General features: G+C 72.8%; 17 protein-coding genes. 1 reads left to right on the top strand and 16 read right to left on the bottom strand.

Going from position 1 to position 26,029, the window contains the following annotated elements; genetic code table 11:
* Window positions 1-49: 49 nt before the first annotated feature.
* The 4 genes from OG788_RS17615 to OG788_RS17600 form a co-directional block, all read right to left on the bottom strand.
* Window positions 50-1,045: an ABC transporter ATP-binding protein gene (locus OG788_RS17615; RefSeq protein WP_406371897.1), complete on the bottom strand. Its 996-nt coding sequence runs from the start codon at window positions 1,043-1,045 to the stop codon at window positions 50-52.
* Window positions 1,046-1,596: 551 nt separating this feature from the next.
* A complete protein-coding gene (locus OG788_RS17610) occupies window positions 1,597-4,467 on the bottom strand; it encodes an ABC transporter permease (protein WP_406371895.1) in 2,871 nt (956 codons plus the stop codon).
* Window position 4,468: 1 nt separating this feature from the next.
* Window positions 4,469-7,729, bottom strand: coding sequence for an FtsX-like permease family protein (locus OG788_RS17605; protein ID WP_406371893.1), 3,261 nt, complete (start codon window positions 7,727-7,729; stop codon window positions 4,469-4,471).
* Window positions 7,730-7,914: 185 nt separating this feature from the next.
* The gene (locus OG788_RS17600) at window positions 7,915-8,319 is read right to left on the bottom strand and encodes a globin (RefSeq protein ID WP_351546899.1); all 405 of its coding nucleotides are present in this window, start codon (window positions 8,317-8,319) and stop codon (window positions 7,915-7,917) included.
* Window positions 8,320-8,451: 132 nt separating this feature from the next.
* On the opposite strand from OG788_RS17600, the gene OG788_RS17595 reads away from it, so the two are divergent.
* Complete coding sequence (locus OG788_RS17595) at window positions 8,452-9,429, top strand: methyltransferase domain-containing protein (protein ID WP_406371891.1); 978 nt, start codon at window positions 8,452-8,454, stop codon at window positions 9,427-9,429.
* A gap of 44 nt (window positions 9,430-9,473) precedes the next feature.
* Here the strand turns inward: OG788_RS17595 and OG788_RS17590 are convergent, their stop codons facing one another.
* The 12 genes from OG788_RS17590 to OG788_RS17535 form a co-directional block, all read right to left on the bottom strand.
* Complete coding sequence (locus OG788_RS17590; RefSeq protein ID WP_406371889.1) at window positions 9,474-10,769, bottom strand: FHA domain-containing protein; 1,296 nt, start codon at window positions 10,767-10,769, stop codon at window positions 9,474-9,476.
* A gap of 73 nt (window positions 10,770-10,842) precedes the next feature.
* Window positions 10,843-12,189, bottom strand: a complete 1,347-nt coding sequence (locus OG788_RS17585) for a VWA domain-containing protein (protein ID WP_351546906.1) — start codon at window positions 12,187-12,189, stop codon at window positions 10,843-10,845.
* A gap of 100 nt (window positions 12,190-12,289) precedes the next feature.
* Window positions 12,290-13,726, bottom strand: coding sequence for a protein phosphatase 2C domain-containing protein (locus OG788_RS17580; RefSeq protein ID WP_351546909.1), 1,437 nt, complete (start codon window positions 13,724-13,726; stop codon window positions 12,290-12,292).
* A 3-nt stretch (window positions 13,727-13,729) separates the two neighbouring features.
* Window positions 13,730-16,216, bottom strand: coding sequence for a tetratricopeptide repeat protein (locus OG788_RS17575; RefSeq protein WP_406376779.1), 2,487 nt, complete (start codon window positions 16,214-16,216; stop codon window positions 13,730-13,732).
* Between the two features lie 88 nt (window positions 16,217-16,304).
* A complete protein-coding gene (locus tag OG788_RS17570) occupies window positions 16,305-17,639 on the bottom strand; it encodes a hypothetical protein (protein WP_351546913.1) in 1,335 nt (444 codons plus the stop codon).
* Between the two features lie 78 nt (window positions 17,640-17,717).
* Entirely contained in the window at window positions 17,718-18,734 is a 1,017-nt protein-coding gene (locus tag OG788_RS17565; protein WP_406371887.1) for a glutamate ABC transporter substrate-binding protein, read from the bottom strand.
* A 14-nt stretch (window positions 18,735-18,748) separates the two neighbouring features.
* Window positions 18,749-20,239: a hypothetical protein gene (locus OG788_RS17560; RefSeq protein WP_406371885.1), complete on the bottom strand. Its 1,491-nt coding sequence runs from the start codon at window positions 20,237-20,239 to the stop codon at window positions 18,749-18,751.
* Between the two features lie 285 nt (window positions 20,240-20,524).
* Window positions 20,525-21,484 (bottom strand): BadF/BadG/BcrA/BcrD ATPase family protein, encoded by a 960-nt coding sequence (locus OG788_RS17555; protein WP_351546992.1) that lies wholly within the window; start codon window positions 21,482-21,484, stop codon window positions 20,525-20,527.
* 59 nt (window positions 21,485-21,543) lie between these two features.
* Entirely contained in the window at window positions 21,544-22,809 is a 1,266-nt protein-coding gene (locus OG788_RS17550; RefSeq protein ID WP_406371883.1) for a 6-phospho-beta-glucosidase, read from the bottom strand.
* A 2-nt stretch (window positions 22,810-22,811) separates the two neighbouring features.
* The gene (locus OG788_RS17545) at window positions 22,812-23,705 is read right to left on the bottom strand and encodes a carbohydrate ABC transporter permease (protein WP_351546934.1); all 894 of its coding nucleotides are present in this window, start codon (window positions 23,703-23,705) and stop codon (window positions 22,812-22,814) included.
* Between the two features lie 3 nt (window positions 23,706-23,708).
* The gene (locus tag OG788_RS17540) at window positions 23,709-24,650 is read right to left on the bottom strand and encodes a sugar ABC transporter permease (RefSeq protein WP_356755266.1); all 942 of its coding nucleotides are present in this window, start codon (window positions 24,648-24,650) and stop codon (window positions 23,709-23,711) included.
* 7 nt (window positions 24,651-24,657) lie between these two features.
* Window positions 24,658-25,995: an ABC transporter substrate-binding protein gene (locus tag OG788_RS17535; RefSeq protein ID WP_406371881.1), complete on the bottom strand. Its 1,338-nt coding sequence runs from the start codon at window positions 25,993-25,995 to the stop codon at window positions 24,658-24,660.
* Between the last annotated feature and the right edge of the window lie 34 nt (window positions 25,996-26,029).

The following is a 26,029-nucleotide window of genomic DNA, read 5'->3' as shown; positions in this document are numbered from 1 at the left end:
ATCTTCCCCTGGCGGTCGGCCGTCCCGTCCGGCCCGCCTCGCGACGGTGTCACTCGGGTGGGCGCTCGTCCGGCCATACGCCGATGTGGTCCTGCTCCAGTTCCAGTGCCACGCGGTCCCGCATGCCGAGTGCCCGGGTGTACTCGGCGGGGAGCTGGAGGCGGCCGGCCCGGTCGAGCATCGCGTACTCGCGGGCCACGACCGCTTCCTGACCGGTCGCCGCGTCGACTTCCGTGCGGCGCAGGACCTCCGTGGAGGTACGGCCGTCGCGGATGGCGACCGTGCGGCGCACCTCGGAGGCGACCGCCTGGTCGTGGGTGACGATCACGACGGTGGTGCCGAGGCGCTCGTTCGCGGTGCGGAACGCGGCGAAGATCTGCTCGGCGGTGTGGGAGTCGAGCTCGCCGGTGGGCTCGTCGGCGAGCAGGACGGCGGGGGCGTTGGCGAGGGCCACGGCGATCGCCACGCGCTGCTGCTGGCCTCCCGACATCTCGTAGGGGCGACGGTCGCGGCAGTCGGCGACCTCCAGCAACTCCAGTAGTTCCAGGGCGCGTTCGGACCGGGCGCGGCGGCTCGTGCGGCCACCGGCCAGTTGCATCGGCAGGGTGACGTTCTGGGCCGCCGTCAGGTACGGCAGGAGGTTGCGTGACGTCTGTTGCCAGACGAAGCCGACGACCTCCCGCTGATAGCGCAGGCGCTTCTTCGCCCCCATCGTGAGGAGATCACGGCCCGCGACGCGCGCCGCGCCCGCGGTGGGGGTGTCCAGGCCGGCCAGGATGTTCATCAGCGTCGACTTGCCGCTTCCCGACGCACCGACCAGCGCCATCAACTCGCCCTTTTGGACCAGCAGATCGAGGCCCTGGAGCGCCTGCACCTCCACACCGTCGGTGGAGAAGATCCGGACCAGACGGTCGCAGGTGATCAGGGCGTCGTGGCCGTAAGCGGGAAGGTCACGGCGGGCGGCCGCGCGATCGGCGAGGTCGGCGAACGTGGGGTCGGCCGGGTTCGCGGGGCCGGCGGCGTCCGTGGGGCGGGCGGTGGTCATGACCGACTCCTGGTGACGCCGCTCGATCGGGGACCCGAAGCGGTACGCGAAGCGGTGCCCGGAGCGGTGCCCGGAGCGGTGCCCGGAGCGGTAAGCGAAGCGGTGCTCGGGTCAGTGCCCGGAGCGGCGGTCGGGGCGGTGCTTGGGACAGTGCTCGGGGCGGTGGCCGGGACGGTGCGCGAAGCGGTGCCCGGAGCGGTACGCGAAGCGGTGCTCGGTGCAGTGCCCGGGGCGGTGCTCGGGGTAGTGCCCGAAGCGGCGGCCGGAGCCGCACCCGGAGCCGCACCCGGAGCGGTGGTCGGGCCCCGGTTCGAGGTGTGGGTGTGCGCGGGAGGAGTGGCGCCCGCCCCGGGGCGGGCGGTGAATCCGGCCGCCCGGGTGCCCGCCACCGCGACGGGCGCCGGACCGCTCCGCGCCGACTCAGAGGTGCTTCGCATCAGTTGTCCTCCGCCTCTCCCCATCGGTTGCTCCTCGCTCCGCCTCGTCACGTGCCCTCGGTTCCTCCGCGTCAACCGTCCCCGGCCTCTCCTCAGCCGTTGTCCCCCGCCCGCTCATCGGCTGTCCCCCGCCCTCAGCTCCCGGACCGATCCGCGTCTCCCCGTCCACCACGCCTGCGCCGCCGCGATGCCCGTCGCGAGAGCCAGGACGGTGGCCGACGGCACGAGCAGCGACAGCGTGTCCGTGCGGAGCCGGGCGGTCCCCGCGGGCGTGCTGTGGGCGGCGAGGGCGATGGCCGTCAGGTCGATTCCGGGTGACAGGAGGCGGATCGCCGCCCAGCCCGTGAGCGCGCCGCCGGCCGCCGCGAGCAGGGCCTGGGGAAGGGACTCCAGAACCAGCAGGCGGCGCCCCTGGGCACGGGTGAGACCCATCGTGCGCAGCCGGGCGAGGAGCGCGGCGCGTTCGGGGGCGGCGCGTACGAGGGCCAGCAGCAGGGCGAGAAGGGCGTAGCCGGCGCCCGCCGCCACCGCCGCCGTGTAGATCTGCTCGGCGCCGGACTGCAGGGGTGAGTCGACGTACCGCGCCCGCGACTCCGCTCGCAGCCGTACGTCCACGCCGGTGCCCGCCGCCTCGCGCAGCGCGCCCCCGTCGAGGTGGTCGCCGGTCACGAGCAGCGCGGTCGGGCGGGCGGCACGGGGGGTGAGGCCACGCCGGTCCACGACCAGGAAGTCCAGGTCGGACACGGCGGGCGTCAGCTCACGCACCGCCGCGATGCGCACGGTCACGTGACTGCCGTCCTCCATCAGCACGGACACCGGGTCGGTGCCGTAGAGATCGGCGACCGCGGGGGAGGCGATGGCGGGAAGCGCAGTGCCGCCGGAGCCGGCTCCGGTGCCGGTGGAGTCGTCGGTGGAGGCGTCGGTGGTGTCGGCGCTGGTCCCGCTCCGGCCCGGGCCGGACCGGGGTGCCCGCAGGCTCTCCTCCGGGAACCCGCCGAGTCCGACCTCCCGGGCCAGGCGTCCGTAAGCCCCCGGTTCCACGCCCACCACCGCCACCGTCTCGCCCGCGGTGCCCGACCCCACTCCGGTCTGGGCCCGGTAGGCGACGCTCACCGGCGTGACCTCGCGCACGCCGGGTGTCCGGCGGACCCGGTCGGGGAGAGAGGCGGGCAGGGCATGGGTCGCCTCGACGCGGGCGTCGGCTCCGGTGGCGAGGAGGGCCGCGTGGTCGCGGGCGTCGTGGACGCCCGCGAGGACCGAACCGCCGAAGGCCGCCGTGGTGAGAGCGGTGAGCAGCGCCAGCAGTGGCAGCGCCGTGGAGGTGGACGTGCGGCCCGCGCGGGCCAGCGAGAGATGGGCGACCGCTCCCCGCAGCCGCCCCGCGGGGCCGGACAGGCGCCGCAGGGGCAAGGGGTAGAGCCGCACCAGGACCAGGGCGGCGATGACACCCACCAGCACCGGTGCCAGGGCGACCAGCTGATCCCCGGAGGCTCCGGCGGAATCCGTCGTGCCGGTTCCCCTGCGCCGCAGGGCCGCGACCGCCCCTGTCGCCAGCACCAGCAGGGTGAGTTCCGCGACCGTGCGGCGCCGTGAGGGACGTACGGACGCGATGTCCTCGCGCGCCCCGTGGACGCTCACCGCGCGGTGGGCGAGCGCGGCGCGTACCGGCAGGGCGAAGCAGGCCAGGACCGTCACGGCGACCGCGGCGGTCACCGCGTGGTCGGCCCGGCCGTGCGGGACGGCGAGCAGGGCGGCGACGAGACCCAGGGCTCCGGCCGGGACGGCGACGACCGCCGTCTCGGCGAGCAGACGCCCGAAGACGCCGCGCAGCGAACCCCCGCGGGCCCGCAGCAGGCGGAGTTCGGCGCGGCGGCGGTCCTCGGCGAGACCGCTCGCCATGAGGAGCACGACGGCGGCGACCGTGCCCGTGCCGAACGTGGCCACGGCCACCAACGGGGCGATGCCGGAGCGCAGTTCGGTGAAGGACTTCAGGACGTCGTCCAGATCCGTGTTCGCGTCGGCCAGCGGGTCCACGTGTTCACGGACCCGCGCCAGGCCGGGGCCCGACTCCAGAGCGGCGATCGCGGAGGCCAGCCGGGGCACGTCGTGGGCGGCCGGAGCGGATGGGTCGGGGGCCAACTGCCAGTACCGCTCGGGCCGTGCGGGCGTGCCGAGCAGGACGGGCGCCGCGTCCGGCGGCAGCAGCAGGGCGCCGAGCCAGTACTTGTCCGCGTCGCCGCCCTGGTCGGGCAGCTGGACGAGGGACGGCTTGCGGACCACCGGCTGGGCCGTCCAGTACGCGCCGCCGGGCTCGCGCGGTTCGACGACTCCGGTGATCCGTACGGCCAGCGGCGCACGCTCCACGGCGGTCACATGGACCACCGAACCCGCCTTGATGTGCAGGGTCCTGGCCGTCTCGGCGGTGACGGCGCCCTCCACCTCGGGCGTCGCCGCGGTCACCGTGCCCGTCGAGCGTGGAAGACGCCCGGAGACCGGCCGGGAGTGATCGCCGAGGCCGTTCTGCGCGACGAGAGCGATACGGGTGGGCAGCCCGGTCGGCCGCGGCAGCCAAGGGTCCAGCGCGGCCGTGGGGTTGGTGGTGAACACCCCGTACGAGGACTGCTCACGGTCGATGACCAGGGGCTCGTCCACCGCGGCCAGCACGTCGGCGTACCCCTCGCGCAGGGCGGCGGGGCGCAGGGCCTTCTCCCGCTGCTCCTGCGGGAGTTCGAGACCGGGCTGCGGGGCGAACAGGTGGATCGTGGTCCGCCGGGCCGAGGCGTCGTCGAGGACCCGGCGCAGCCCCGCGTCCTCGTACCGGTCGAGCTCGCGCGGGAAGGCGGCGGCGAGGCAGGCGGTCAGCGCGACGAGCAGAGCCAGGGCGAGGGCCGCCCCGGGCGCGGCGCGCAGCCGGGTGCGCACCCAGGGTGCCGCGACCCTCGTCCGGCCCCCGCGGACCGCCCTTCCCCCACCGGTCCCGGCCATGTCACTCACCTCCCAGCCGGCGCAGCGAACCAGCCGCGTCCGGGCGGCGCAGCGCCAGGGCCGCCGTGATGGCCAGCGGTGTCACGGCCACGGCCGCGAGCAGCACGACGACGTGCGCAGGCGGGAGTTGGACCAGGACCCCGGGGACCGGCCGGTCGGCCTCCGACGTCAGCACGATCAGCGGGACGACCGCCCGGGTCAGCACCGTGCCGAGCGCGACCCCCACCACCAGCGCCAGGGCGACCAGGACGCCCTGCTCGGCGGCGATCAGACGGGCCAGCTGGCGGCGCGGGGCACCCAGCGCCCTGAGCACCGCGAACTCGGCGCCGCGCTCGCGCAGCGATCCGGCCGTGCTCACCGCGAAACCGACCGCGGCCAGCGCCGCCGCCACGACGGCCGCCGCGGCGAACGCGGCCTGGGGGCCCGCCCCGAACGGGTCGTCGCGCAGCCGTTCGGCGATCTCGTCGCGCACGACGACCTGCGAGGGATCGATGCCGGGCAGTGCCCGCAGCGCCGCCGCCACCCGTGCCGCGCCGCCGGGCTCGGAGTGCAGCCACCACTCGGTGGGCGCGACGCTCAGCCCCTGGCGCGACTGCAGCACCCGGTTCACGGACCGGAGATCGACCAGCAGCGCCCCGCCCCCGCCGTCGCTGTCCGAGGTCGTCGGCAGCGCCCGTACGGTGTCCACGATCCGTACCGGGACCGTCGTACCGGCGAACGGCACGTCGAGGCGTTGGCCCTTCCGTGCGCCCGCCGACTTCAGGAAGCGGTCGGTCGCGATCGCGCCGATCTGCGGAGCCGGTGGTCTGTGGGCCTGCAGACGGACCGTCAGTGAGGTGATCTGCCAGCCGAAGTCGTGCGGGACGTAACCGGTGCCGTAGCGGACCGAGAGGTCCTTGTCCGAGGCATGTGCCGTCTCCGGGGGTGCGGGACGGGTGGACGCGTCCGGTGACGCCGCCGTGCTGTTGGTCACCGAGGTGGTGTCCCAGGCGGTCGGCAGCGGGAGCCGCCGCCGCGTCCCGTCGCCGTCCGTCACGCTCAACTCATCCACATCGAGCCGGTGTCGCTGTGCCTTGTCGACGGGCTGGGTCATGTCGAGCTGGAGTCCGGTGAACTTCAGCGGGCCCGACGGGAGATCCAGCGACAGCGGGTGCCGCCTTCCGTCGCCGGGCAGTTCACCGGTCCCTACGGTGTACGGCGTCCCGAAGCCGTCCTCCAGCGTGACCGACACGTCCGCGGTCGCCCCCTCCCCGGAACTGCGCAGCCGCATCGTCAGGCCGAGCCGCGTCGAACCCTTCGGGATCTTGGTGCCCTCGGTGGCGTCCTTCGGGGCGAGCCCCGCCAGCAGCGGTTTCACCGGCCGGCCGGCCAGATCGCCGCGCAGCAGGACCCCGTCCGCCGCGTGCGTCGTGTCCAGCGCGAGGACCGTCGCCGTACGGCTGCCGGACAGCGGCAGCGTCGTCCGCGCGGCGGGCGCCGCCGCACGGACGTCCGGGAGCGCCGTGTACGTGGCGGCCTGGCCCGGGCCGGTGTCGTCGCCCGCGGACACCCGCACGGCCGTGCCGGCCCGGAAGTCCGCCTGGTCGTCCTGCGAGCGGTCCCAGGAGGCGCCCTGACCGATGGCGAGCATCCCCATCGCCACGGCGAGCACCAGGAGCAGGACCGGTCCCGCGCCGCGCATCGGGCGGCGGCCGATCTGCCATCCCGCGAGGGCCGCGGGCAGTCCGCGGCCGCGCGCCGCCCGGTGCTCGGCGAGCCGGGCCACGGGGGGCAGCAGCCGCAGGGTGAGCACGGTTCCGGCGAGCAGCGCGAGGGCGGGTGCCGAGACCAGGAGCGGATCGATGCCGAGGGTGTCCCGGCCGGTACCCGCGGCCCGGGAGGCGTCGCCGCTCAGGGCACCGGAGGTCTGCCGGTCCAGCTGCCAGTAGGCGACCGCGGCGATCACCAGCAGGCCGACGTCCGCGCCCGCGCGCACCGGGGCGGGCAGCGGACGCGCCCGTCCCGCAGGCCCGTTCCCGGAGGTGAGCGCCGGGACCGTCACGGCCAGCGCGCACCCGAGCGCCACCCCCGCCGACACCAGCCACACCCCGCCGCGCCCGGCGGCGAAGTCGAGGTGCAGTCCGATCCGGGCGGGCGCGCCCAGTCCGGCGAGCAGCCGGGTCAGCGGCCCGGCGGCCAGGGGCGCGCAGAGGGCCGCGGGCACGGCCAGCAGCAGCGCCTCCAGGGCCGCGAGCCCGGCGATCCGGCCCCGTGAGGCGCCCCGGGCCCGCAGCACCCGTGTCTCGCCCGTTCGTTCGGCGCTCAGCAGCCGGGCGACCAGCAGCAGTGCGTATCCGGTGAGCAGCGCCAGTTGCAGGGCGACGATCAGCAGGGTGGAGCGCGATACGAGCAGTGAGCGATCGACGCTGTCGAGGACTTCGGGAAGCGAGGTCGTCACGGCCGTGGCCCCGCTGAGGGCGGGGTCCTTGCGCAGCTCCGACTGGCCCGCACGGGCCGCGCCCCGCAGGGCACCGATCCCGGCGGGCGTCAGGGCCGAGAAGTCGGCCGACGCCAGCCACGCGGACTCCCCGGCGCTCACCCGGCCGCCGGTGAGGGTGCCGCGGTCGGCGAGCAGGGGGCCGTACGTCGTGAAGTCGACCTTCCTGATCCCGCGTCCGCCCAGTTCGTCCAGCCGCCAGTAGGCCGCGGCGGGCCGGGCGGGCCGGTACAGGCCGGAGATCCGGACGCGCACCTTCGGGCCGCCGAGCCGGTCGACGAGCGTGAGGCGCGCTCCCGGTCCCAGGCCCAGCCGGTCGGCGGCCGTGGCGGGCAGCGCGACATCGAGGACGGAGCTGTCCGACGGCGCGGGCAGCCGCCCCGCGGTGATCCGGACCTGGGCGTGGTCGAGGGCGGCGAAGTGGGTGAGGTCCGGGTCACCGGCCCGTGCGGCGGGCGCCTGGAGGGAACGGGGGAGTGCGTACGGGCCCGAACGCACCAGGGTGCGCACGGCGACCGGGAATCCGTCGAAGGTGCTCCGGGCCCCCGCGCGGACCGCTTCGTCGGCGGCGGCCCGCCGGTCCGAGGGGACGTCCGCGCGGACGAGCAGCGAGGTGTCGGCGGCGTTGGCGGGGTCCTGGAGCGCGTGGCGCAGTGAGGCGTCGCCGATGGCGCCCGAGTACGCGGTGAGCGTCGCGAGAACCGCGGTGGTCAGCAGGACGGTGAGCAGCGCGGCGAACAGCAGCAGACGGTGTGCCCGCGCGCGCAGTAGGACGAACCCCGTCACCCGGCCCCCCGCCGTTCGTTCCGGATCTCTGGCTGTCGCGCGATGCTTTCAGAGGGGAGGGCCCGGAGGTAAGCGCTTGTAGGGCGGCCTTGACCGGATTGTGACCGGAATCCGACGTCGCGCGACCGGAATGCGCGCGTCAGCGACCGGTGATCAGCTTGCCGTGTTCATCGTCGGACCGGTGATCAGCTCGCCGTGTTGACCATCGAAGCGGCCGCGTACGTCAGGTAGTTCCACAGGGTGTGCTCGTGCTCCTCGGAGAGGCCGAGCTCGTCGACGGCTGCGCGCATGTGCTCGAGCCAGGCGTCGTGCGCGGCCTGGTCGACCTTGAAGGGCGCGTGCCGCATCCGCAGCCGGGGGTGGCCGCGGTTCTCGCTGTACGTCGTCGGGCCGCCCCAGTACTGGATCAGGAACAGGGTGAGGCGCTCCTCGGCCGGGCCCAGATCCTCCTCGGGATACATGGGCTTCAGCAGCGGGTCCCCGGCGACACCCTCGTAGAAACGGTGCACGAGGCGCCGGAAGGTCTCCTCGCCGCCGACCTGCTCGTAGAAGGTCTGCTCCTGAAGCGTGCCGCGCCGAATCTCTTTCACGTCCCCATGCTCTCAGACGGGGTGACCGAGGACTCAAGGCTTAGGACCACGCGCAGCGCGGGGGACGGACCCGCTCCGGACCGGCCGGGTCCGGCGCTCGCCTCGCGGCCCGTCCCGCAGCACAGTGGAGGTATGGCGCACGCTCTCGACACCGACCCCGAGGACCTCGCCGACCAGGCGCGGGCGTCCCTGGTGCGCGAGATCGAGCGGAGCGGCGCCTGGGAGAGCGACCCGGTCTGGCGGGAGGCCTTCGAGGCCGTCCCGCGCCACCTCTTCGTGCCCTATTACTACATCGGCGTCACCGGAGGCTTCGAGCGCGTGTGGGGAGAGGACCCGGACCCGCGGGCCAGGGACCGCTGGCTGCGCGGCGCGTACGCGGACGCCCCGCTGGCGACCCGGGTGCGGGACGGGGAGCTGGTCTCCTCCAGCAGCCAGCCGTCGCTGATGGCGAAGATGCTGACCGAGCTGGCGGTACGGGACGGGGACGCCGTCCTGGAGATCGGCGCCGGGACCGGCTACAACGCGGCCCTGCTCGCCCACCGCCTGGGCGACGACCTGGTGACCACCATCGACCTCGACGTGGAGATCACCGAGGCCGCGCGACGGCATCTGGCCGTCGCCGGGTACCACCCGACCGTCGTCACCGGCGACGGCGCCCGCGGTGTGCCCGAGCGCGCTCCCTTCGACCGGATCGTCGCGACCTGCACCCTGACCACGATCCCGCGCGCCTGGCTGCCCCAGTGCGGCCCCGGCGCCCGTATCCTCGCGCCGATGGCCACCGGCCTGATCGCGCTGCGCGTGCGGGACGCCGAGCACGCCGAGGGACGCTTCCTGCACACGCCCGCCTTCTTCGTGCCGCTGCGCGGCGCCACCCGGTCCGAGCCGGAGCCGCCCCGGCTCGGCGGGCTGCCGCGCCGGGCCCGCGGGCACGACCTGTTCCGGTTCCTGGTGGCCCTGACGGCGGGCAGCCTGGACCCGCACGACGCCTACGCGCTGTGGGAGCGCGAGGGGCAGCCGACGCGCGAGCGGTACGGGATCACGGTCGGCGAGGAGCGCGCCTGGGCCTGGCTGGACGACCCCGAGGGGCCGTACGCCTGGCCGCTGCCGTGAGCCCGCGGGCGACCGGGGTCCGGTGCGCGGACCCCGGAGCCCGCTCAGCCCCGGCGGATCGTGATCGTCGTCCAGGCGCCGACGTGCACCCGGTCCCCGTCCTGCAGCGGCACCGGCACGAACGGCTGGATGGGCTCCTCGCCGCCGTTGACCGTGGTGCCGTTCGTCGAGTTCTGGTCGACGACGGCCCAGCTGCTGTCCGGCTGCTGGACCAGGACCGCGTGCTGGTGCGAGACGCCCGGGTCCTCCGGGGGCACCGACAGGTCGATGTCCGGGGTGTCGCCGGTGGAATGCCGGCGGCGGCCGATGGTGATCTGGTTGCCGACGAGCCGGCGCTGCTGCTCCGGCGAGTACGCGGGCAGGTTCAGGCCCGCGGCCTCGGGCCCGGAGCGCTGCATCATCGCCATGAAGTACTCGCGGTCCGGCCCGATGGTCGCGCTCCAGGACAGCGGCTGCTGCTGTTGCTGCGGTTGCTGGTAGCCGGGCGGGGCCTGGGTGGTGCCGGGCTGCGGGTAGCCGTAGCCGGCGCCCTGACCCGGGCCGCCCTGGCCGCCCGGAGAACCGGACGACGGCGGGGGGATCACCCAGTCGTCGTCACCGCCGAAGCCCGACGGACCGCCGGACTGCGGGCCGCCCTGCTGGGGCGGTCCGCCTTGGGTGAAGGGCGCGGCGGGCTGCTGGGTGTAGGCCTGCTGCGGGGCACCGGGGCCGCCGGGAGTGGGTCCGGGCGGCGGCGGGACCGGACGCGACGGGTCGCCGCCGAAGCCCGAGGGGCCGCCGTACGGCTGGGCCTGCGGGCCCGGCGGAATCGGTTCGGCGGGCCGGTTCATCTGTGAGGGCCGCGAGCTCTGGTAGTCGAACGGGTCGTGACCGGGGCCGCCGGCACCCGGACCGCCCGGCTGCCCCGGCCCCTGCTGCTGGAACCGCAGCGCGGGGTTCGGGCCGCCGGGACCGCCGGAGCCGCCCGGACCACCGGGGCCGCCGTACGGCGAGGCCCCGCCGGGACCGCCCGGCGCGGAGGCGGGCGGACGCGGTGCCGCCGGTGTGTACGACGTCGCGGTGTTGGTCAGGAAGTTCCACCGGCACTCCTCGCAGAACGGCGCGGCGCCCTCACGGGGCGTACGGCACTGCGGGCAGAGCTCCGGCTCGGATTCCGGCACGGCGGACAGGTGCGACCGGCCGCCGGGGCCGGGAGGCGGTGAACCGGGCGCCGGATAGCCGTAACCGGCGCCCTGCGGCGGCGGGGGAGGCAGTGGGGGCACGGCACCGGCCATGCGGTGGCCGCAGACCTCGCACCAGTCGTCGGAACCCGACTGGTGTCCGTTCGGGCATGTCGGCATGTCGGTGCTTCCCCCTTTCCTTTTCCGGCCGTTGTGACCGGATTTCTCCGGTTCCCCGCGGGAACCGGGCTCGCTACTTCTTTACACGAACAGTCTTTGTGGACCGTGTCTCGAGGGTCATTTCGTCAGCCTCTTCGACCCTTGCCTTCAATCGCACAGTACCTGCCGCGGCGTCTACCACGTCCACCACCTTCGCGAGCAGTTTCGCAGTATCGGCGTTGCCGGAGGCGCTGGCGAGCTGAACGGCCCGTCCCAGCTTGGCCGTTGCTCCATCGACATCTCCTGATTTGCGGAGATCGAGACCCTGTTGGATGACTTGCGCCAGTTCGGCCTGGCCTGTGTAGTGCGCGACCTGAGGGTTGATGGACGTCGAGGCGACCATGTCGTCGGTCCACACGGCCCGTACGAGCCCCTGCGCGCCGAGGTTCTGCACGCTGCCGTCGCCCTGCGGGATCACCAGCGACACCCGGGCGGCGAGCATCTCCTGGCCCAGTCCCGCAGTCGGGACCTGGACGCACACGTGGTAGTCGCGGGACTCGTCGCCCCAGGAGCCGGTCGGGTAGTCGCCCGCGCGAGGGCCGGCCTCGGTGCGACGGTCGGTCAACTCCCCGACCGTGGGCGCCACTTGCTTGACGAACTTGATCTCGGTGCCGACCGGCGTCCACAGCCGCAGGGCCACGTCGGCGACCTCCTTGCCCATGGCCGTCTCCATCATCTGCGTGAAGTCGGCGGCGAGGGCGGCCGGGTCGGCGACGATGTCGGCGGTGCCGAGCAGGGCCGAGGCGATCCCGGTGACCTCCTTGACCTCCCAGTCGGTGCCGACTCCACGCGCGTCACACGTGAAGCGTCCGGCGCAGGAGTCCAGGGCGGCCTTCAGGTCCTCGGGCGACTCGTGCTCGTTGCGGCCGTCGGTGAGCACGATGCCGTGCCGGATCGACACCTCCGCCGAGGACAGCAGCCGGTCGGCGAGCCGCAGCCAGGTGCCGATCGCCGTACCGCCGCCCGCGCTCAGCTTGCGCAGTGCCTGCTTGGCCTGGTCGCGGGTGGCCGTGCCGGCCACCGCGAGCCGTCCGCCCCCCGGGTAGACCTCCTTGGCGACGTGTGTGCCGCCGATCACCGCGAAGTGGACTCCGTCGCGCAGGGTGTCGATCGCGGCGGCCGTCGCGTCGCGGGCGTTGCGCATCTTGGTCGGCGGGTAGTCCATCGAGCCCGAACAGTCGACCATGATCGCCACGGCGGCGTCCGGGCCCTGACCCGCGGTGTACAGATGCGGCGCGCCGACCGCGCTTCCGATGGTGCCGCCGCCGGTCGAACTCACCGTGACGATCGCGTTGACCTCGCGGCCGCCCTCCGGCAGGTACTCGTTCTGGTACACGTCGACCGAGAACTGCGGCACGTTCGACTTCGAGAAATTGGCCATGCCTTGTCTGTCCCCCTCGGGCCTCCGGCTCTGGCGGAGGTGATGACTGTGTGCGGACCGGTCCCCTCCGGTCCGCGGCCGCCCCCGTTCGTTCGCGGCCTCAGGCCGATCCTGCCCCCTGAGAGGGGGCGGGGAACGGCATGACGGCCACTGTTACGTTGTCGTGGCCCCCGCCGTCCAGGGCGTGGCCGACCAGGACCTGGGCGCTGTGCAGCGGCCTCTCGGCGGCGTCGAGGGGGACGACCTCGGCCATGTCCTCCGCCGCCTCGGCGTAGTTCCACAGTCCGTCGGTGCACACCACGACCACACCGGGCCGGTCCGGCTTGAACGAGACGGTGTGCGGCTCCAGTTCGTAGGCGTCGGCGCCGAGCCAGCCGGTGATCGCGTGGGCGCGCTCGTCGGCGTACGCCTCGGCCTCGTTCATCAGACCCGCGGCGACCATCTGGGCGGCCCACGAGTCGTCCTCGGTGAGCCGGGCGGGCAGCGAGGAGCGGTCGACGGGAACCCAGTAGACGCGGCTGTCGCCGACCCAGCCGACGATCAGCAGGGCGGGCGTGACGACGGCGCCGACGATGGTGCAGGCGGGCGCGTTCACGTGCGGGGCGTGGTCGCCCTGCGCGGTGGACGGGTCGGCCAGCGCGTTGACGGCCTCCGCGGCCGCGACGATCGCCTCGTGCATGGCCTGCTGCGGATGCGTGCCCAGCGGAAGAGCGGCCAGGAGCGACTCGTTCGCCGCACGGGAGGCGGCGAGCGAGGCCTCGTCCGGGCGGGTCGCGGAGGAGACCCCGTCGCAGACGATCGCGACGACCGCGGGGGAACCGTCGGGCAGCGCGGTCGAGGAGATCGCGAAGGCGTCCTCGTTGCGGTGGTGGCGCAGACCCCGGTCGCTGACCGCGGCGACCGCGCCCAACTCCTGTTCCATGTGATCCCGTTCCCGTGGCTGCGCATGCCCGCAGTTCTCGCAGTAGCCGTCCGTGTCGACATGCCCCTCACGGCAGGCCACACACAGCTTGGCACCCGCGGGGGGCGCGGGGAGATCGCCGGTCCGGGGATCGGCGGGGATCTCGGGGTCCGGACCCTCGGCCGGACGGCCCTCCGCCGTCCGGGCCTCGCCGGCCGGTGGAGCGAGCGGGTACTCGTCGGGCTCCGGCGGCCGGTCGAACCGTACGCCCGACGGCTGCCCGCCGGACCGCTTGGGAACGGACGGCCGGACGCCCGCCGGATCCCCGTGCGGGTGCTCCGGACGGGGGAGTTCGGAATCACCCGAATCGGTGCCCCGGATGTCGGCGGCGCGGTGCACCGGCGCGGGCAGGTCGGAGCTGTCGACCTCCGGCGCGACGGGCCAGTCCACGGACGGGCCGGCGGGCGGAGGACCTGCCGGGGTGCCGTTCATGGCGATCGTGGGGTGGTCCGGCGGCGGTGCGGGCACCGCCGACAGGTCGTAGCCGCACGCACCGCAGAAACGGTCAGCCGCCTCCAGCGGTTCCTCGCAACTGGGGCACCGCGAAAGGGCCGTCGGCTGGGGCATCTGGGACATCAATCACACCCACGTCCGGGGGCGGTAACGGTTGGCACGTTCCACCAGGTCGATCCTCTCCTCGCCGCCTGGCGCGAGCCGGGCCAGCGTGCGGTACGAACGTTCGAGGCCGAAGCGGAGGCCGCGCTCGTCCAACGCGCTGCCGAGCAGCGCGGGTCCGCCTCCGGAGGCCGGAGCGGAACCCTGGCTACCGGAGAGTACCCAGTCCAGCGCGCAGCCGAGGACCTCCGTCGACAACTGCTCGCGTCGCATCGCGTCCAGGCCGAATCCGCCCAGGGCCTCGACCTGCCCGGCGGCCGCCGTCAGATCGTCCAGGAACGGCGGAGCCGCCGCCTCCGCCGCAGGCCGCTGCCGCAGCCGCGCCCGTACGGCCGCGACCCGCGCCGCCGTGTAGTGGATCGACGACTCCGGTACGGACTCCAGGGTGTGCACGGCGCCACGGCGGTCACCCGCCGCGAGCTGCACACGGGCAAGACCGAACGCCGCGCTCACATAGCTGGGGTCGGTCGTCCACACCAGGCGGTAGTACTCGGCGGCGTTGTCCAGCTGGCCGAGCACCTCCGCGCACAGGCCGAGCGCCAGCTTGGGCGCGGGCTCGCCGGGGAACGCGTCGTAGATCGCGTCGAAGGACAGCGCCGCGATCTCGTTCTGTCCGGTCGCCAGCGCCGTGACACCGCGATACCAGACGACCCGCCAGTCGTCCGGGTGATCCGTCTCCAGCGCCTCGACGGCCCGCCCCGCGCCGACCAGTTCGCCCATCTCCAGCCGGGCCCGCAGCTCCCGCAGCCGCAGCTCCGGCGAACCGGCCGGCGCCGCGTGCAGCGCGGCGATCAGCTCCGCGGGCGCGGACGCGATGAGTCCCGCGAGGAATCCGGCGTTCGGGTCCGCGGGGTCCACCCGCGGAATGGGCAGCGCGAGGGCGGTGACCGCGGTCTGGACGGGCTTGACCAGGGCGGTGACCGAGGCCGGAGCGGCAGGCGGCGGCAGAGCGCCGTTCGTCCGGGCGGGCGGCCGGGACGCGCCCTTCCTCGCCCGTAGGGGGACCACGCGGGCCCCCAGCCGCGACACGTCCTCGGTCGCCTTCCCGAACAACTCCGTGTCCGTGACCCTGGTCTCCGGTCCGAACAGGGTCGACAGAGCCGGCCGCGCCCGCCCCGTCTGCAGGGAGACCACCTCGCGCAGCACACCGGTCAGCTGCTCGGCCATCTCCTGCGCGGAGGCGAAACGGCGGGCCGCGTCCGGGTCGGTGGCCCGGACGAGGAGCCGGTAGAAGGACTCGTACTGGCGGAAGACCTCGATGTTGTCGGGGTCGGGCAGGGAGTCCACGAAGACGTTCGTGTAGCCCTGGAAGTCGAAGGTGAGGACGGCGAGCGTGCGGGCGACGGTGTAGAGGTCGGAGGCGACCGACGGGCCGGCCTCGGCCACCTCGGGGGCCTGGTAGCCCACCGTGCCGTAGATGGCCGACTCGTCGTCGTCCATCCTGCGCACCGCGCCCATGTCGATCAGCTTGAGCTGGTCCTCGGTCTGGATCGCGTTGTCGACCTTGAAGTCGCAGTACAGCAGGTTGCGGCTGTGCAGATGGCCGAGGGCCTCCAGGGCCTCGATGCCGTACGCGCAGGCCTGCTCCACCGGCAGCGGGTCGCGCTTGCCGTCCGCCGTACGGCGTCCGTTGGCGATCTCCTTCAGCGATTTGCCGCCGACGTACTCCATGACGATGTACCCGTCCAGCGAACCCGTCCGCTGGTCCAGGTGCTCGACGAAGTTGTAGATCCGCACGATGTTGGCGTGCTCGATCTCCGCGAGGAAGCGGCGCTCGGAGATCGCGGCCGCCATCGCGTCCTGGTCGCCCGTGTCGAGCAGACCCTTGAGGACCACCCAGCGGTCGGACACCGCGCGGTCGACGGCGAGGTAGACCCAGCCGAGCCCGCCGTGCGCCAGACAGCCCACCACCTCGTACTGGCCGTGCACGATGTCACCGGTGTGCAGCTTCGGCACGAACGAGTACGGGTGGCCGCACTTCGTGCAGAACCCCTCCGTGCGGCCGGGCCGGTCACCGCGCGAACGCCCGACCGGGGCACCGCAGTCGGAGCGCGAACAGAACCGTTTGCGCTCGGGCACCTCCGGGTTCTCCAGCACCATCTCGCGCGGAGCCGGCCGCGGCACGTCCGGGACCTGGACGAGCCCGGCACCGAGCCGGCCCCGGCCGGAGGACGACGTCGTCGAGCCGGAGCTGCGCACCGACACCGAACGGCCCGTCGAACTGCCCGACAGCGACCGCGACAGCCGGCCGGAGACCGAGCGCCGCGACTGCGAGGAGCGCGACGACGTACGCGAACTGGCACGCGAACTGCTGCGCGTACTGCTGCTGTTGGAGCCGCGCGAACCCTTGCCGCCCGCCGTCATACCGGTCGGCGGCGAACTCAGCGACCCCTTCGACGACACGACCGGGGCGAGCCCGCACGTGTCGCAGTACAGCTCGCCGCCGCCCATGTCCTCGTACGACCCCTCGCAACCGGGCCGCTGGCACTTCCGCTCTTCACTCACAGCCTGCTCACTCACGCCGCATCCCCTTCAACGCTCACGCGTCGGGCCCCCTCCGGTCCGCACGGTCATGAGGCCCGCCCTGCTCGGGCACCCGCGGGCTCAGCAGCTCGGCGGCCGCCCGCTGGTAGCGCAGCACCGCCTCCTCCGCCACCCGCAGATCACAGGGAGCGCTCCACAGCATGCGCCGGGCCGCGTCGTAACGCTCCACCAGGAACGGGTCCTCGGCGAGGCCGTGCCGGGCGACCTTCGCCTTGTACGCGTCGAGACGGCCGCGCAGCTCCGCACGGACCGCCAACGGCTGGGTGACCGCCGTCAACGACTCGCGGGCGCGCAGGAGTTCGTCCTCCGCCTTCTCCTCCAACGCCTCCAGGAGCGGCGACAGACGGTGCCACTGCGCGTGCCTGCGGTACTCCGCGGCCGCCGCCAGCTGCTCCTGCAACACCGTCGGCGGCCCGCTGACCGCCGGCACCTCGGACGCGGCGATCTTGGCGAGGACCTCACCGCGGGCACTCCTCGCCTCGGCGAGCGTGCGGTCCGCGCGGCTGAGCACGTCCCGCAGCTTCACCAGCCGCGCCTCCGCGTCCTGCCGCACGGTGAGCACCGCGTCGATCTCCCGGCGCACCTCCTCCAGGGCGCGCGCCTCACGGTCGTACACCGTGGTGTCCGGTCGTCCGCCGCCCGGGGCCGAACTCCCCTGCGCGGGAACCCAGAAGGCGAGCGGGTCGGAGACGACCCGCTCGCGCAGGGTGGTCAGCGTCCGGGTGATCCGCTCCAGGTCGTCGCCGGAGGGGTGCTCGCCGGGGCGCACACCCACGGAGTGCGCGAGCGTGCGGGTGCGCTGGAGCTCCGCGGCCAGTAAATCTATCCGGGCGGGCAGCGCGGACCACACGGCGTCCGCGGTGACGACCATGTCGAGCGAGGACGCGTACAGCTCGTTCATCCGGTCCACCAGGGCGGCCAGCGAGAACCGCTCGCTGAGCTTGCCGGTGCCGGCCAGGGTCGGCGCGTTCGCGGTGGCCGTGGTGGAACCGGCGACCGTGATGCCCGCACCGCGCAGCAGCTCGGTCAGCTCGACCAGGTCCTCACGGCTGGACCAGCGTCTGCGGGAACGGATCTCGCGCGCGGAGCGCAGCGCGTCCGTGTACGCGTCGAAGTACGCCCACAGCAAGGTGATCGAGGCCTCCGCGGAGGTCCAGCGCTCCTTGGTGGTGCCGGTGAGTTCGGCGCCTTCCAGGAGCCTGCGGCCCGCGTGGTCCTGCAGCGCGAGGAGCGAGGTCTCGATGGCCTCGTACTCCGCGCCGAGACGCGCCAGCGCACGGTCCGCCTCGTCCCGGTCCATCACCGGCCCGGAGGGTCCCGTGACGCCCATCGATCACCTCTCGTTCTCGTGCGTTCCCCGCGCGCTCGATGTGCGCGCCCGGGCAACTCTCCAGTGGTATCAGGTCGGTCACTTGTACTGGGCGGGGGGCGGGTTCTCCGAGGGGGAGTTCGCCCCGAGGGTCGGAGCGAGCCACTTGTCGTACGACTTCCGCCAGCCGTCCTCGCGGTAGTCCGCGAGGATCCGGTTGACCCGGCGTACCAGATCGTCGGGGCCCAGTTTCATCGCCACGCCGTAGTACTCGGTGGTGAAGGTGCGGCCCTTGAGTTCGACCGTGGGGTCCTGGGCGGCCTGGCTCGCGGCGAGCGCGCCGTCGGTCACCACCGCGTCGGCCTCGCCCAGCTGGAGGCGCACCAGACAGTCGAGCTGGTTGGGCACGGGAGGGGCGATGATGGCGGAGGAGACGAGCTTGCGCGCGTTCCGGTCCGCCGTGAGCCGCTCGTACGCGGTGGAGGTCTTCGCCGAGCAGATCCTCTTCTTGGCGAGGGTCTTGTCGTACCCCTTGATGTCGGACGTCGTCGGGGCCAGCACTTGCTGGCCGGTCTTGAAGTAGGGCGCGGAGAACGCGACCTGCTCGAGACGGTCACAGGTGATCGTCATGGTGCGCACCACCATGTCGACCTTGCCGTGCTGGATCGCGGGGATGCGCTGGCTGGTCGGGACGGCCCGGAACTGGACGGCGTTCGCGTCTCCCAGGATGTCCTTGGCGATCGCGTGGACCAGGTCGATGTCGAAGCCCTCCAGGTCGCTGCCCTCCGGGTTGTTCGGGTCGCGGTAGCCCCAGTGGTAGCTGTTCTGGTCGACGCCGACGATCAGCCGCCGGTCCTTGCGGTTCTTGATGGCCTCGATCGTCGGCCCGTCCGCGCCCGACGGGGCGGGACTCCGGTTCTGCGGGTCGGTGCACTCGGCGGCCCTGGCCTGGGTACCCCGGGCCAGGCCCTGCCCGCCGACGCCGGTGCTCCCGTTCCCGTGCGCGTCGCCGAGCGGGAGCGTCAGGGCGAGGACCACGGCCATCACGCAGGCCACGGCCATCGCGCCCACGCCGCCCCAGCCCTTCAGGCGTGTCCTCAGGCGTCGTGCGGTCATCGCCGCTCCCCCTCTCACCGGTACTCCGAAAGCCTGCGTCCGACGCCGAGCACCGCGCCCGCGGCGGCCAGCACGGCGAGGACCGCCGCACCGGCCGGGAGCCCCGTCATGGCGCCCAGTCCGTCGCTCGCCGCCCGCTGGAACTCGCTCTCCTCATGCGTCAGCGCGAGCGTCAGGTTGTGGTCGACGCCGTCGAAGCACTGGCCCGTGGGCTCCTTGTCGGCAGTGCCGATCACCCGGTCCAGGGCGAGCTGGTACTTGCCCTCGTCGTCGGCCTTGCGGGCGTCCTTGTGGCGTAGCTTCCATTCCTTCATGTTGGACGTCGCGGCCTGTACGGGCTTCGTGCCCGACTGGTCGTCCGCGAGGTCCGCCGCCTCCGCGAGGCGCTTGGTGAGCGCCTTCATGTCCCGTTCGAAGTCGTAGTCGTACAGGTCCACGGACGTCTTGTCGGCCAGGGTCTTGGTCTCGGCGCCCCGGCTGACCAGGGTGAGGTTCTCGTTGCCGCGGGCCTTCAGGGACGCGATCTGGGCCTGGTGCAGCACGTTCAGGGAACGGACCCCGTGGTCGTAGGACTCGCTCAGCCCGGCCCGGGCGACGCTGTGCCCGACGACGAGCCACAGCAGCACGACCACGGACGCCGCGGTGGCGGCGGCCATGCCCTGGTTCAACACCCGGTTCGTACGGTGGTAGTTGCGCCGCTGGGCCCACAGGAGGCCGCCGAGAGCGACGACACCCAGGGCGATCGCGGCCCACGGATAGGGCTTCGCGTCGGCGTAGTCGGCGCTCAGCCGCTGGTTCTCCCGCTGGTAGAGCTTCTCGGCCTTCGGGAGCATCTCGTGCTGCATCTTCTCGTTCGCGTACCGCAGATACGCGCCGCCCAGCGGATAGCCCTGCCGGTTGTTCGCGCGGGCCCGCTCGATCAGGCCCTTGTACTCGGGCAGCAGCTTGTTCAGCTGGGAGATGGTCTCGGCCGAAGGAGAGCCCGGCTCCGAGCTGCCGGCCGCGGTGATCAGCTTCGCGGCCGCCGTCCTGATGTCCTGCTCATAGCGGTTGCGGGAGTCCTTCGTCTCCTGACCGCCCGCCAGGAAGCCGCTGGAGGCGACGGTGTTGGCGTCGGCGAGGGAGCGGTAGATGTCCGCCGCGCTCGCGCTCAGCGGCTGGCTGCTGTGCAGCACGTTGTCCGCGGCGTCCGAACGCTGTGTCATCTGCAGGGCGGTGACCGCGCCGAACGCGACGACCAGCAGGGCGAGGACGGCACCGATGATCCGCAGCCGCCCAGGCTCCGTCGTCGCCGCGGCCCGCAGTCGGTCCACACCCTCCGCCCACGCCGTACGCCGCGGCGCCGCGCCGGGGGACGGGGCGAGGCCCTGCGGGGCACCGAACTCGGCCTGCGGCACGACGGATCCGCCCGGCGGCGCGGGAGGCCCGGCCTGCGACGGCACGGCAGGCATCGTCGGCGCGCCCCGCCCCGGTGGCGCCGCGTTGCCCTTCGGCGGGTGTGTCACTTTTGACCTCCCCCATGGTCATCCGGTCGGTCACGCTCGCCGCGGGCGCGGGAAGCGCGGCCGGCCGGCGTACGTGCACGGCGGCAAGTATCGCCGCCGGGACCGGCATCCGCACAGGCCTTGCCTGGATCTTGTTCGGATCACGGCGCAGCACGATTCCCCCGCGCCACCCCCCTGCCCATGAACACGTGTTCCGGTTCTGTTTGGTTCCCGCCCCTCACGGCAGGTCATGAACGGTCCGGGAGCCTCCGCGCACCGGCGTCGGCCCCCCGCGTCCCGCGGGCCTCACCGGCCCCGTTCGTAGAACGCCCGCACCCGCGCGTGGATCTCGTCCCCGGCCCGGACATGGTCCAGGCCCAGGAGCGCCGCCCCCAGCACCGGAGGGACCGTGACCACCCGGGGGACCGCCTTGGGCGCGCGGGCGGCCAGGAGTTCGTGGATGCGGTCGTCGAGCTGGGGATGGCGGGCGGCGAGGATGCTGCCGCCGAGGAGGACCGGGGTCTCCTCGGCGAGGAGGCCGAGGCGGGTCAGGGCCACGGCCGCCATCGCGACCACCTCGTCCGCGAGCCGGTCGACGAGTCCGCGGGCCACCGGATCGCCGTCCACCGCCGTGGCGAACAGCACCGGGGTCAGCTCGTGGCGCCGCGCGTTGCCGATGTGTTCCAGGTGGAGCGCCTCGATGAGCGCGTACATGGAGTCCAGGCCGAAGTGCGCGGGCAGGGTGCGGGCCAGGGCGGTCGGTCCGCCCCGGCCGTCCTCGGCCCGCGCCGCGTGCCACAGGGCCTCCTCCGCCAGACCCCAGCCGCCGCCCCAGTCGCCGGAGATACGGCCGATGGCGGGGAAGCGGGCGGTGCGGCCGTCGGGCCGCATGCCGACGCAGTTGATGCCGGCCCCGCAGACGACGGCGACACCGCGCGGTTCGGCGATCCCGGCCCGCAGGATCGCGAAGGTGTCGTTGCGCACCTCCACTCCGGCGCCCCACGCGCGCGCGTGCAGCGCGGCCGCCAACTGCTCCTCCTCCACGGGCAGGTCGGCGTTGGCGAGGCAGGCGGAGACATGGTCGACCGAGGTGACGCCCGCCTCGGCGAAGGCCCGTCGTACGGCGTCGGCGACCGCGTCCACCGCCGCCTCCACGCCGACCGCCGGAGGCCGGAACCCGCCCCCGCGCGCGGTGCCGGTCACCCGGCCGTCCGCGGCCACCACGGCGACGTCGGTCTTGCTGTTCCCCGCGTCGATGGCCAGCACGAGGCCCGCGGTCGCGGGGCCGGACCCGGCGGCCGTCCCGGCGCCGGATTCCGTTGACGTCATGCCCACGCGAGGTGCTCCCGGTTGTGCGCGATCAGCTGGTCGGTCAGGGTGTCGGCGTAGGCGTACTGGCCGACAAGGGGGTGGGCGAGCAGGGCCCGGAAGACCCGGTCGCGGCCGCCGCGCAGGGCGGCCTCCAGGGCGAGGTCCTCGTACGCCGTCACGTTCGCCATCAGGCCCGCGTACAGCGGGTCCACGGCCTGCACCGGCAGAGGGGCGGGGCCCTTGGCGTTGATCGCGGCCTGCACCTCGATCACCGCGTCGTCCGGCAGGAACGGCAGGGTTCCCCGGTTGTACGTGTTGACCACCTGGTAGGGGCTGCCGCCCCCGCCGAGCAGCGACGCGGCCAGGTCCACGGCGGCCTCCGAGTAGAAGGCGCCGCCGCGGCGGGCCAGCAGCTCCGGCTTCTCGTCGAGCGCCGGGTCGCCGTACATCGTCAGCAACTCCCGCTCCATGGCGTCGACTTCGGCCGCGCGCGAGGGCTTGGTGCGCAGCTCCTCGACCACGGCGTCGTGCGCGTAGAAGTAGCGCAGGTAGTACGAGGGGACCACGCCGAGGCGGTCGACGAGGCTGCGGGGCAGCCGGAGGTCGTCGGCGACGGCGTCCCCGTGCTCGGCGAGCAGCTTGGGCAGGACGTTCTCGCCCTCGGGGCCGCCGAGGCGCACCCCGGTCTCCCAGGTGAGGTGGTTGAGGCCCACGTGGTCGAGGTGCACGTCGGCGGGGGAGACGCCGAGCAGGCCGGCGAACTTCCGCTGGAAGCCGATCGCCACGTTGCACAGGCCGACCGTCTTGTGGCCCGCCTGGAGCAGGGCGCGCGTCACGATGCCGACCGGGTTGGTGAAGTCGATGATCCACGCGTCCGGGTTGGTCCGGCGGACCCGCTCGGCGATGTCCAGCACCACCGGAACCGTGCGCAGCGCCTTGGCCAGGCCGCCCGCGCCCGTCGTCTCCTGTCCGACGCAGCCGCACTCCAGTGGCCAGGTCTCGTCCTGCTGTCGCGCGGCCTGGCCGCCGACGCGCAGCTGCAGGAGCACCGCGTCGGCGCCCTCCACGCCCGCGTCCAGGTCGGAGGTCGTGACGATCTTGCCCGGGTGGCCCTGCTTGGCGAAGATGCGCCGGGCCAGGCCTCCCACCAGCTCCAGGCGTTCGGCGGCCGGGTCGACGAGGACCAGCTCCTCGACGGGCAGGGTGTCCCTGAGCCGTGCGAAGCCGTCGATGAGTTCGGGGGTGTAGGTCGACCCTCCGCCGACCACGGTGAGTTTCATGGTTAACCCTTCACTCCGGTGAGCGTGACACCCTCGACGAACGCCTTCTGCGCGAAGAAGAACACGAGGATCACGGGGGCCATGACCAGGACGGTCGCGGCCATGGTGAGATTCCAGTCGGTGTGGTGCGCGCCCTTGAACGACTCCAGGCCGTAGGAGAGGGTCCAGGCGCCCTGGTTCTCGGAGGCGTAGATCTGCGGGCCGAAATAGTCGTTCCAGGCGTAGAAGAACTGGAACAGCGCGACGGCCGCGATACCCGGCTTCGCCATCGGCAGGACGACCTTCAGCAGGGTCCGCAGATCCCCGCACCCGTCCACCTTGGCCGCGTCGAGGTACTCGTTCGGGATGGTCATCAGGAACTGGCGCAGCAGGAAGATGGAGAACGCGTCCCCGAACGCCATCGGGATGATCAGCGGCCACAGGGTGCCGGACAGGTCGAGCTGCTTCGCCCAGAACAGGTACATCGGGATGATCACGACCTGCGGCGGCAGCATCATCATCGAGATGACCAGCATCAGCGACAGATTCCGGCCGCGGAAGCGGAACTTGGCGAGCGCGTAGGCGACCGGGATCGACGAGACGACCGTCAGAACGGTGCCGAAGCCGGCGTAGAGCAGGGTGTTCTTCCACCAGGTGAGGAAGCCCGGGGTGTCGAAGACCTTCTTGTAGTTGCCCCACTCCCAGGTGTGCGGGATCAGGTCGCGGCTGAGGGCCTGGGTGTCGCTCATCAGCGAGGTCAGGAACACGAACACGAAGGGCAGCACGAAGAAGAGGGCGGCCGCCACGCCGAGCGCGTGGACCGCGACCCACTCCAGGAGGGCCTTGCGGCGAGCGGTGCGCTCGGCGGGGGAGACCTGTGCGGCCAACTCCACGGGCTTGTCGAGTACTTGAGTCATCGGTCAGTCACCTGCCTGGATGAGACCGCCCCGGCGCCGCATCAGGAACGCGGTGAACACCATGGACAGGGCGAACAGCACGAGCGCGACCACACAGGCGGAGCCGTAGTCGAAGCGCTGGAAGCCGAGGTTGTAGACGAGCTGGGGCAGGGTGAGCGTCGACTTGTCGGGGTAGCCGGGCTCGAACTGCGTACCGGCGCCCTGGATGACGCCCGAGGCGACCTTCCCGGCGATCAGCGGCTGTGTGTAGTACTGCATGGTCTGGATCACGCCGGTGACCACGGCGAACATCACGATCGGCGAGATGTTCGGCAGGGTGACGTACCGGAAACGCTGCCAGGCCGAGGCGCCGTCCAGCTCGGCGGCCTCGTACTGCTCGGTCGGCACGTCGAGCAGCGCGGCCATGAAGATGACCATCAGGTCGCCGATGCCCCACAGGGCCAGCAGGGTCAGGGCGGGCTTGGACCAGGTGGGGTCGTTGAACCAGCCCGGAGCCGAGATGCCGGCCTTCTCCAGGAGCGAGTTGACCGGCCCCGTACCGGGGTTGAGCAGGAAGGCGAAGGCCATGGTGGCCGCCACCGGCGGGGCGAGGTAGGGCAGATAGAACAGGGTGCGGAAGACACCCGTGCCCGTCTTGATCTTCGTGATCAGGAGACCCACGCCGAGCCCGAACAGGACCCGCAGGGTGACCATCACGAGGACCAGCCACAGGGTGTTGCGCAACGCGGGCCAGAACAGCGGGTAGTTCTCGAAGACGTAACGCCAGTTCTTCGTCCCGGTCCACGTCGGCGGCTTGAAGCCGTCGTAGTGCATGAAGGAGAAGTAGACGGTCGAGATCAGCGGGTAGGCGAAGAAGACCGCGAAGCCGATCAGCCAGGGCGACATGAAGGCGAGGGTCCGAAGCGCCGACCTGCGGCGCTTCGAAGCCGGCGTGACAGTGCTCATCGTGTGGCTACTTCGCCTGCGCGATGTCCGTGTCGATCTGCTTGGCGGTGGACTCCAGGCCCGCCTTCAGATCCTTGGTCTTGCCGCTCTCGTAGTCGTATCCGAACTGCTGGAGCGTCACGAGGTAGGTGCCGCCGTTGATGGACGCCGGAGTCGTCGTCGAGTTCGGGTTCGAGGCGATGTCCAGGAACGTCTTGAACCGCGGGTCGTACTTCAGCTTCGGCGACTTGAGGGCCGCGAGCGTGGAGGGCACGTTGTGGATGTCGTTGGCGAAGCCGACCACCGCGTCCGTGTTCGTGGTCATGTACTTGACCAGCTCCCAGGCCGCGTTCTGCTTCTTGCTGGTGGCGGCGACGCCCGCGATCGTGCCGGTGATGTAGCCCTTGCCGTACTGGTCCGCCTGGTCGTCCGGGACGGGCAGCGGGGCGACGCCGATCTCGAAGCCGGGCTTGGCCTCCTCGGCCATCCCGAGCCGCCACTCGCCGTCCAGCTGCATGGCGACCTGACCGGTGTGGAAGGGGTGCTTGGGGCCCCACTCGTCACCGAGCTTGGAACGGTAGGTCTCCAGCTTCTTGTAGCCGCCGAGTACGTCGACCAGCTTCTTCTGGAGGGTGAACCCGGCCGTGAAAGCGGGGTCCTTGGCGATGTTGGACTTGCCGCTGCTGTCGAAGTACGTCGGCGAGAACTGCCCGAAGTAGTGCTCGGTGGTGGACTCCCAGCCGTGGTAGTTCGGCATGAAGCCGAGCTGGGAGTAGGAGTCGCCCTTGGCGACGGTGAGCTTCTTGGCGTCCTTCTCGAACTCCGACCAGGTCTTCGGAGGGGAGGCGATCCCGGCCTTCTCGAAGGCGGTCTTGTTGTAGTAGAGCCCGTACGCGTCACCCAGGAGCGGCACCGTGCAGCGGTTGCCGTCGAACTGGGTGTACTCGTTCATCGCCTTCGGGAACGTCGTCTCCGGGTCGATGCCCGCCTTCTTGAAGAAGGGGTTGAGGTCGACGAAGGCGCCGGACGAGCAGAACTTGCCCACGTTGTTGGTGGTGAAGGAGGACACGACGTCGGGGGCCTTGTCGCCGCCCGCGCGCAGCGCCTGGTTGATCTTGTCGTCCGTCATGTTGCCGACGACGTTGACGTGGATGTTGGGGTGCGCCTTCTCGAAGCCCGCGACCAGCGACTTCACTGCCTTGACCTCGTTCGGCGCGCTCCAGGCGTGCCAGAAGTTGATCGTCTGCTCCTTGGACGCGTCGTCACTCGCGCCGGAGTCGGACTGGCCGGTACAGGCGGTGGCGAGGAGGGCTATCGAGGCGGAGGCGGCGAGCGCGACAGCCGCCTTTCGGGACATTCCGGGCATGACGAGGTCTCCCTGCGAAGGACGGGGCGGGACG

Source organism: Streptomyces sp. NBC_00647, assembly GCF_045207245.1.
In the GTDB taxonomy this organism is placed as follows: domain Bacteria; phylum Actinomycetota; class Actinomycetes; order Streptomycetales; family Streptomycetaceae; genus Streptomyces.
This window is presented reverse-complemented; position numbering and strand designations above follow the sequence as displayed.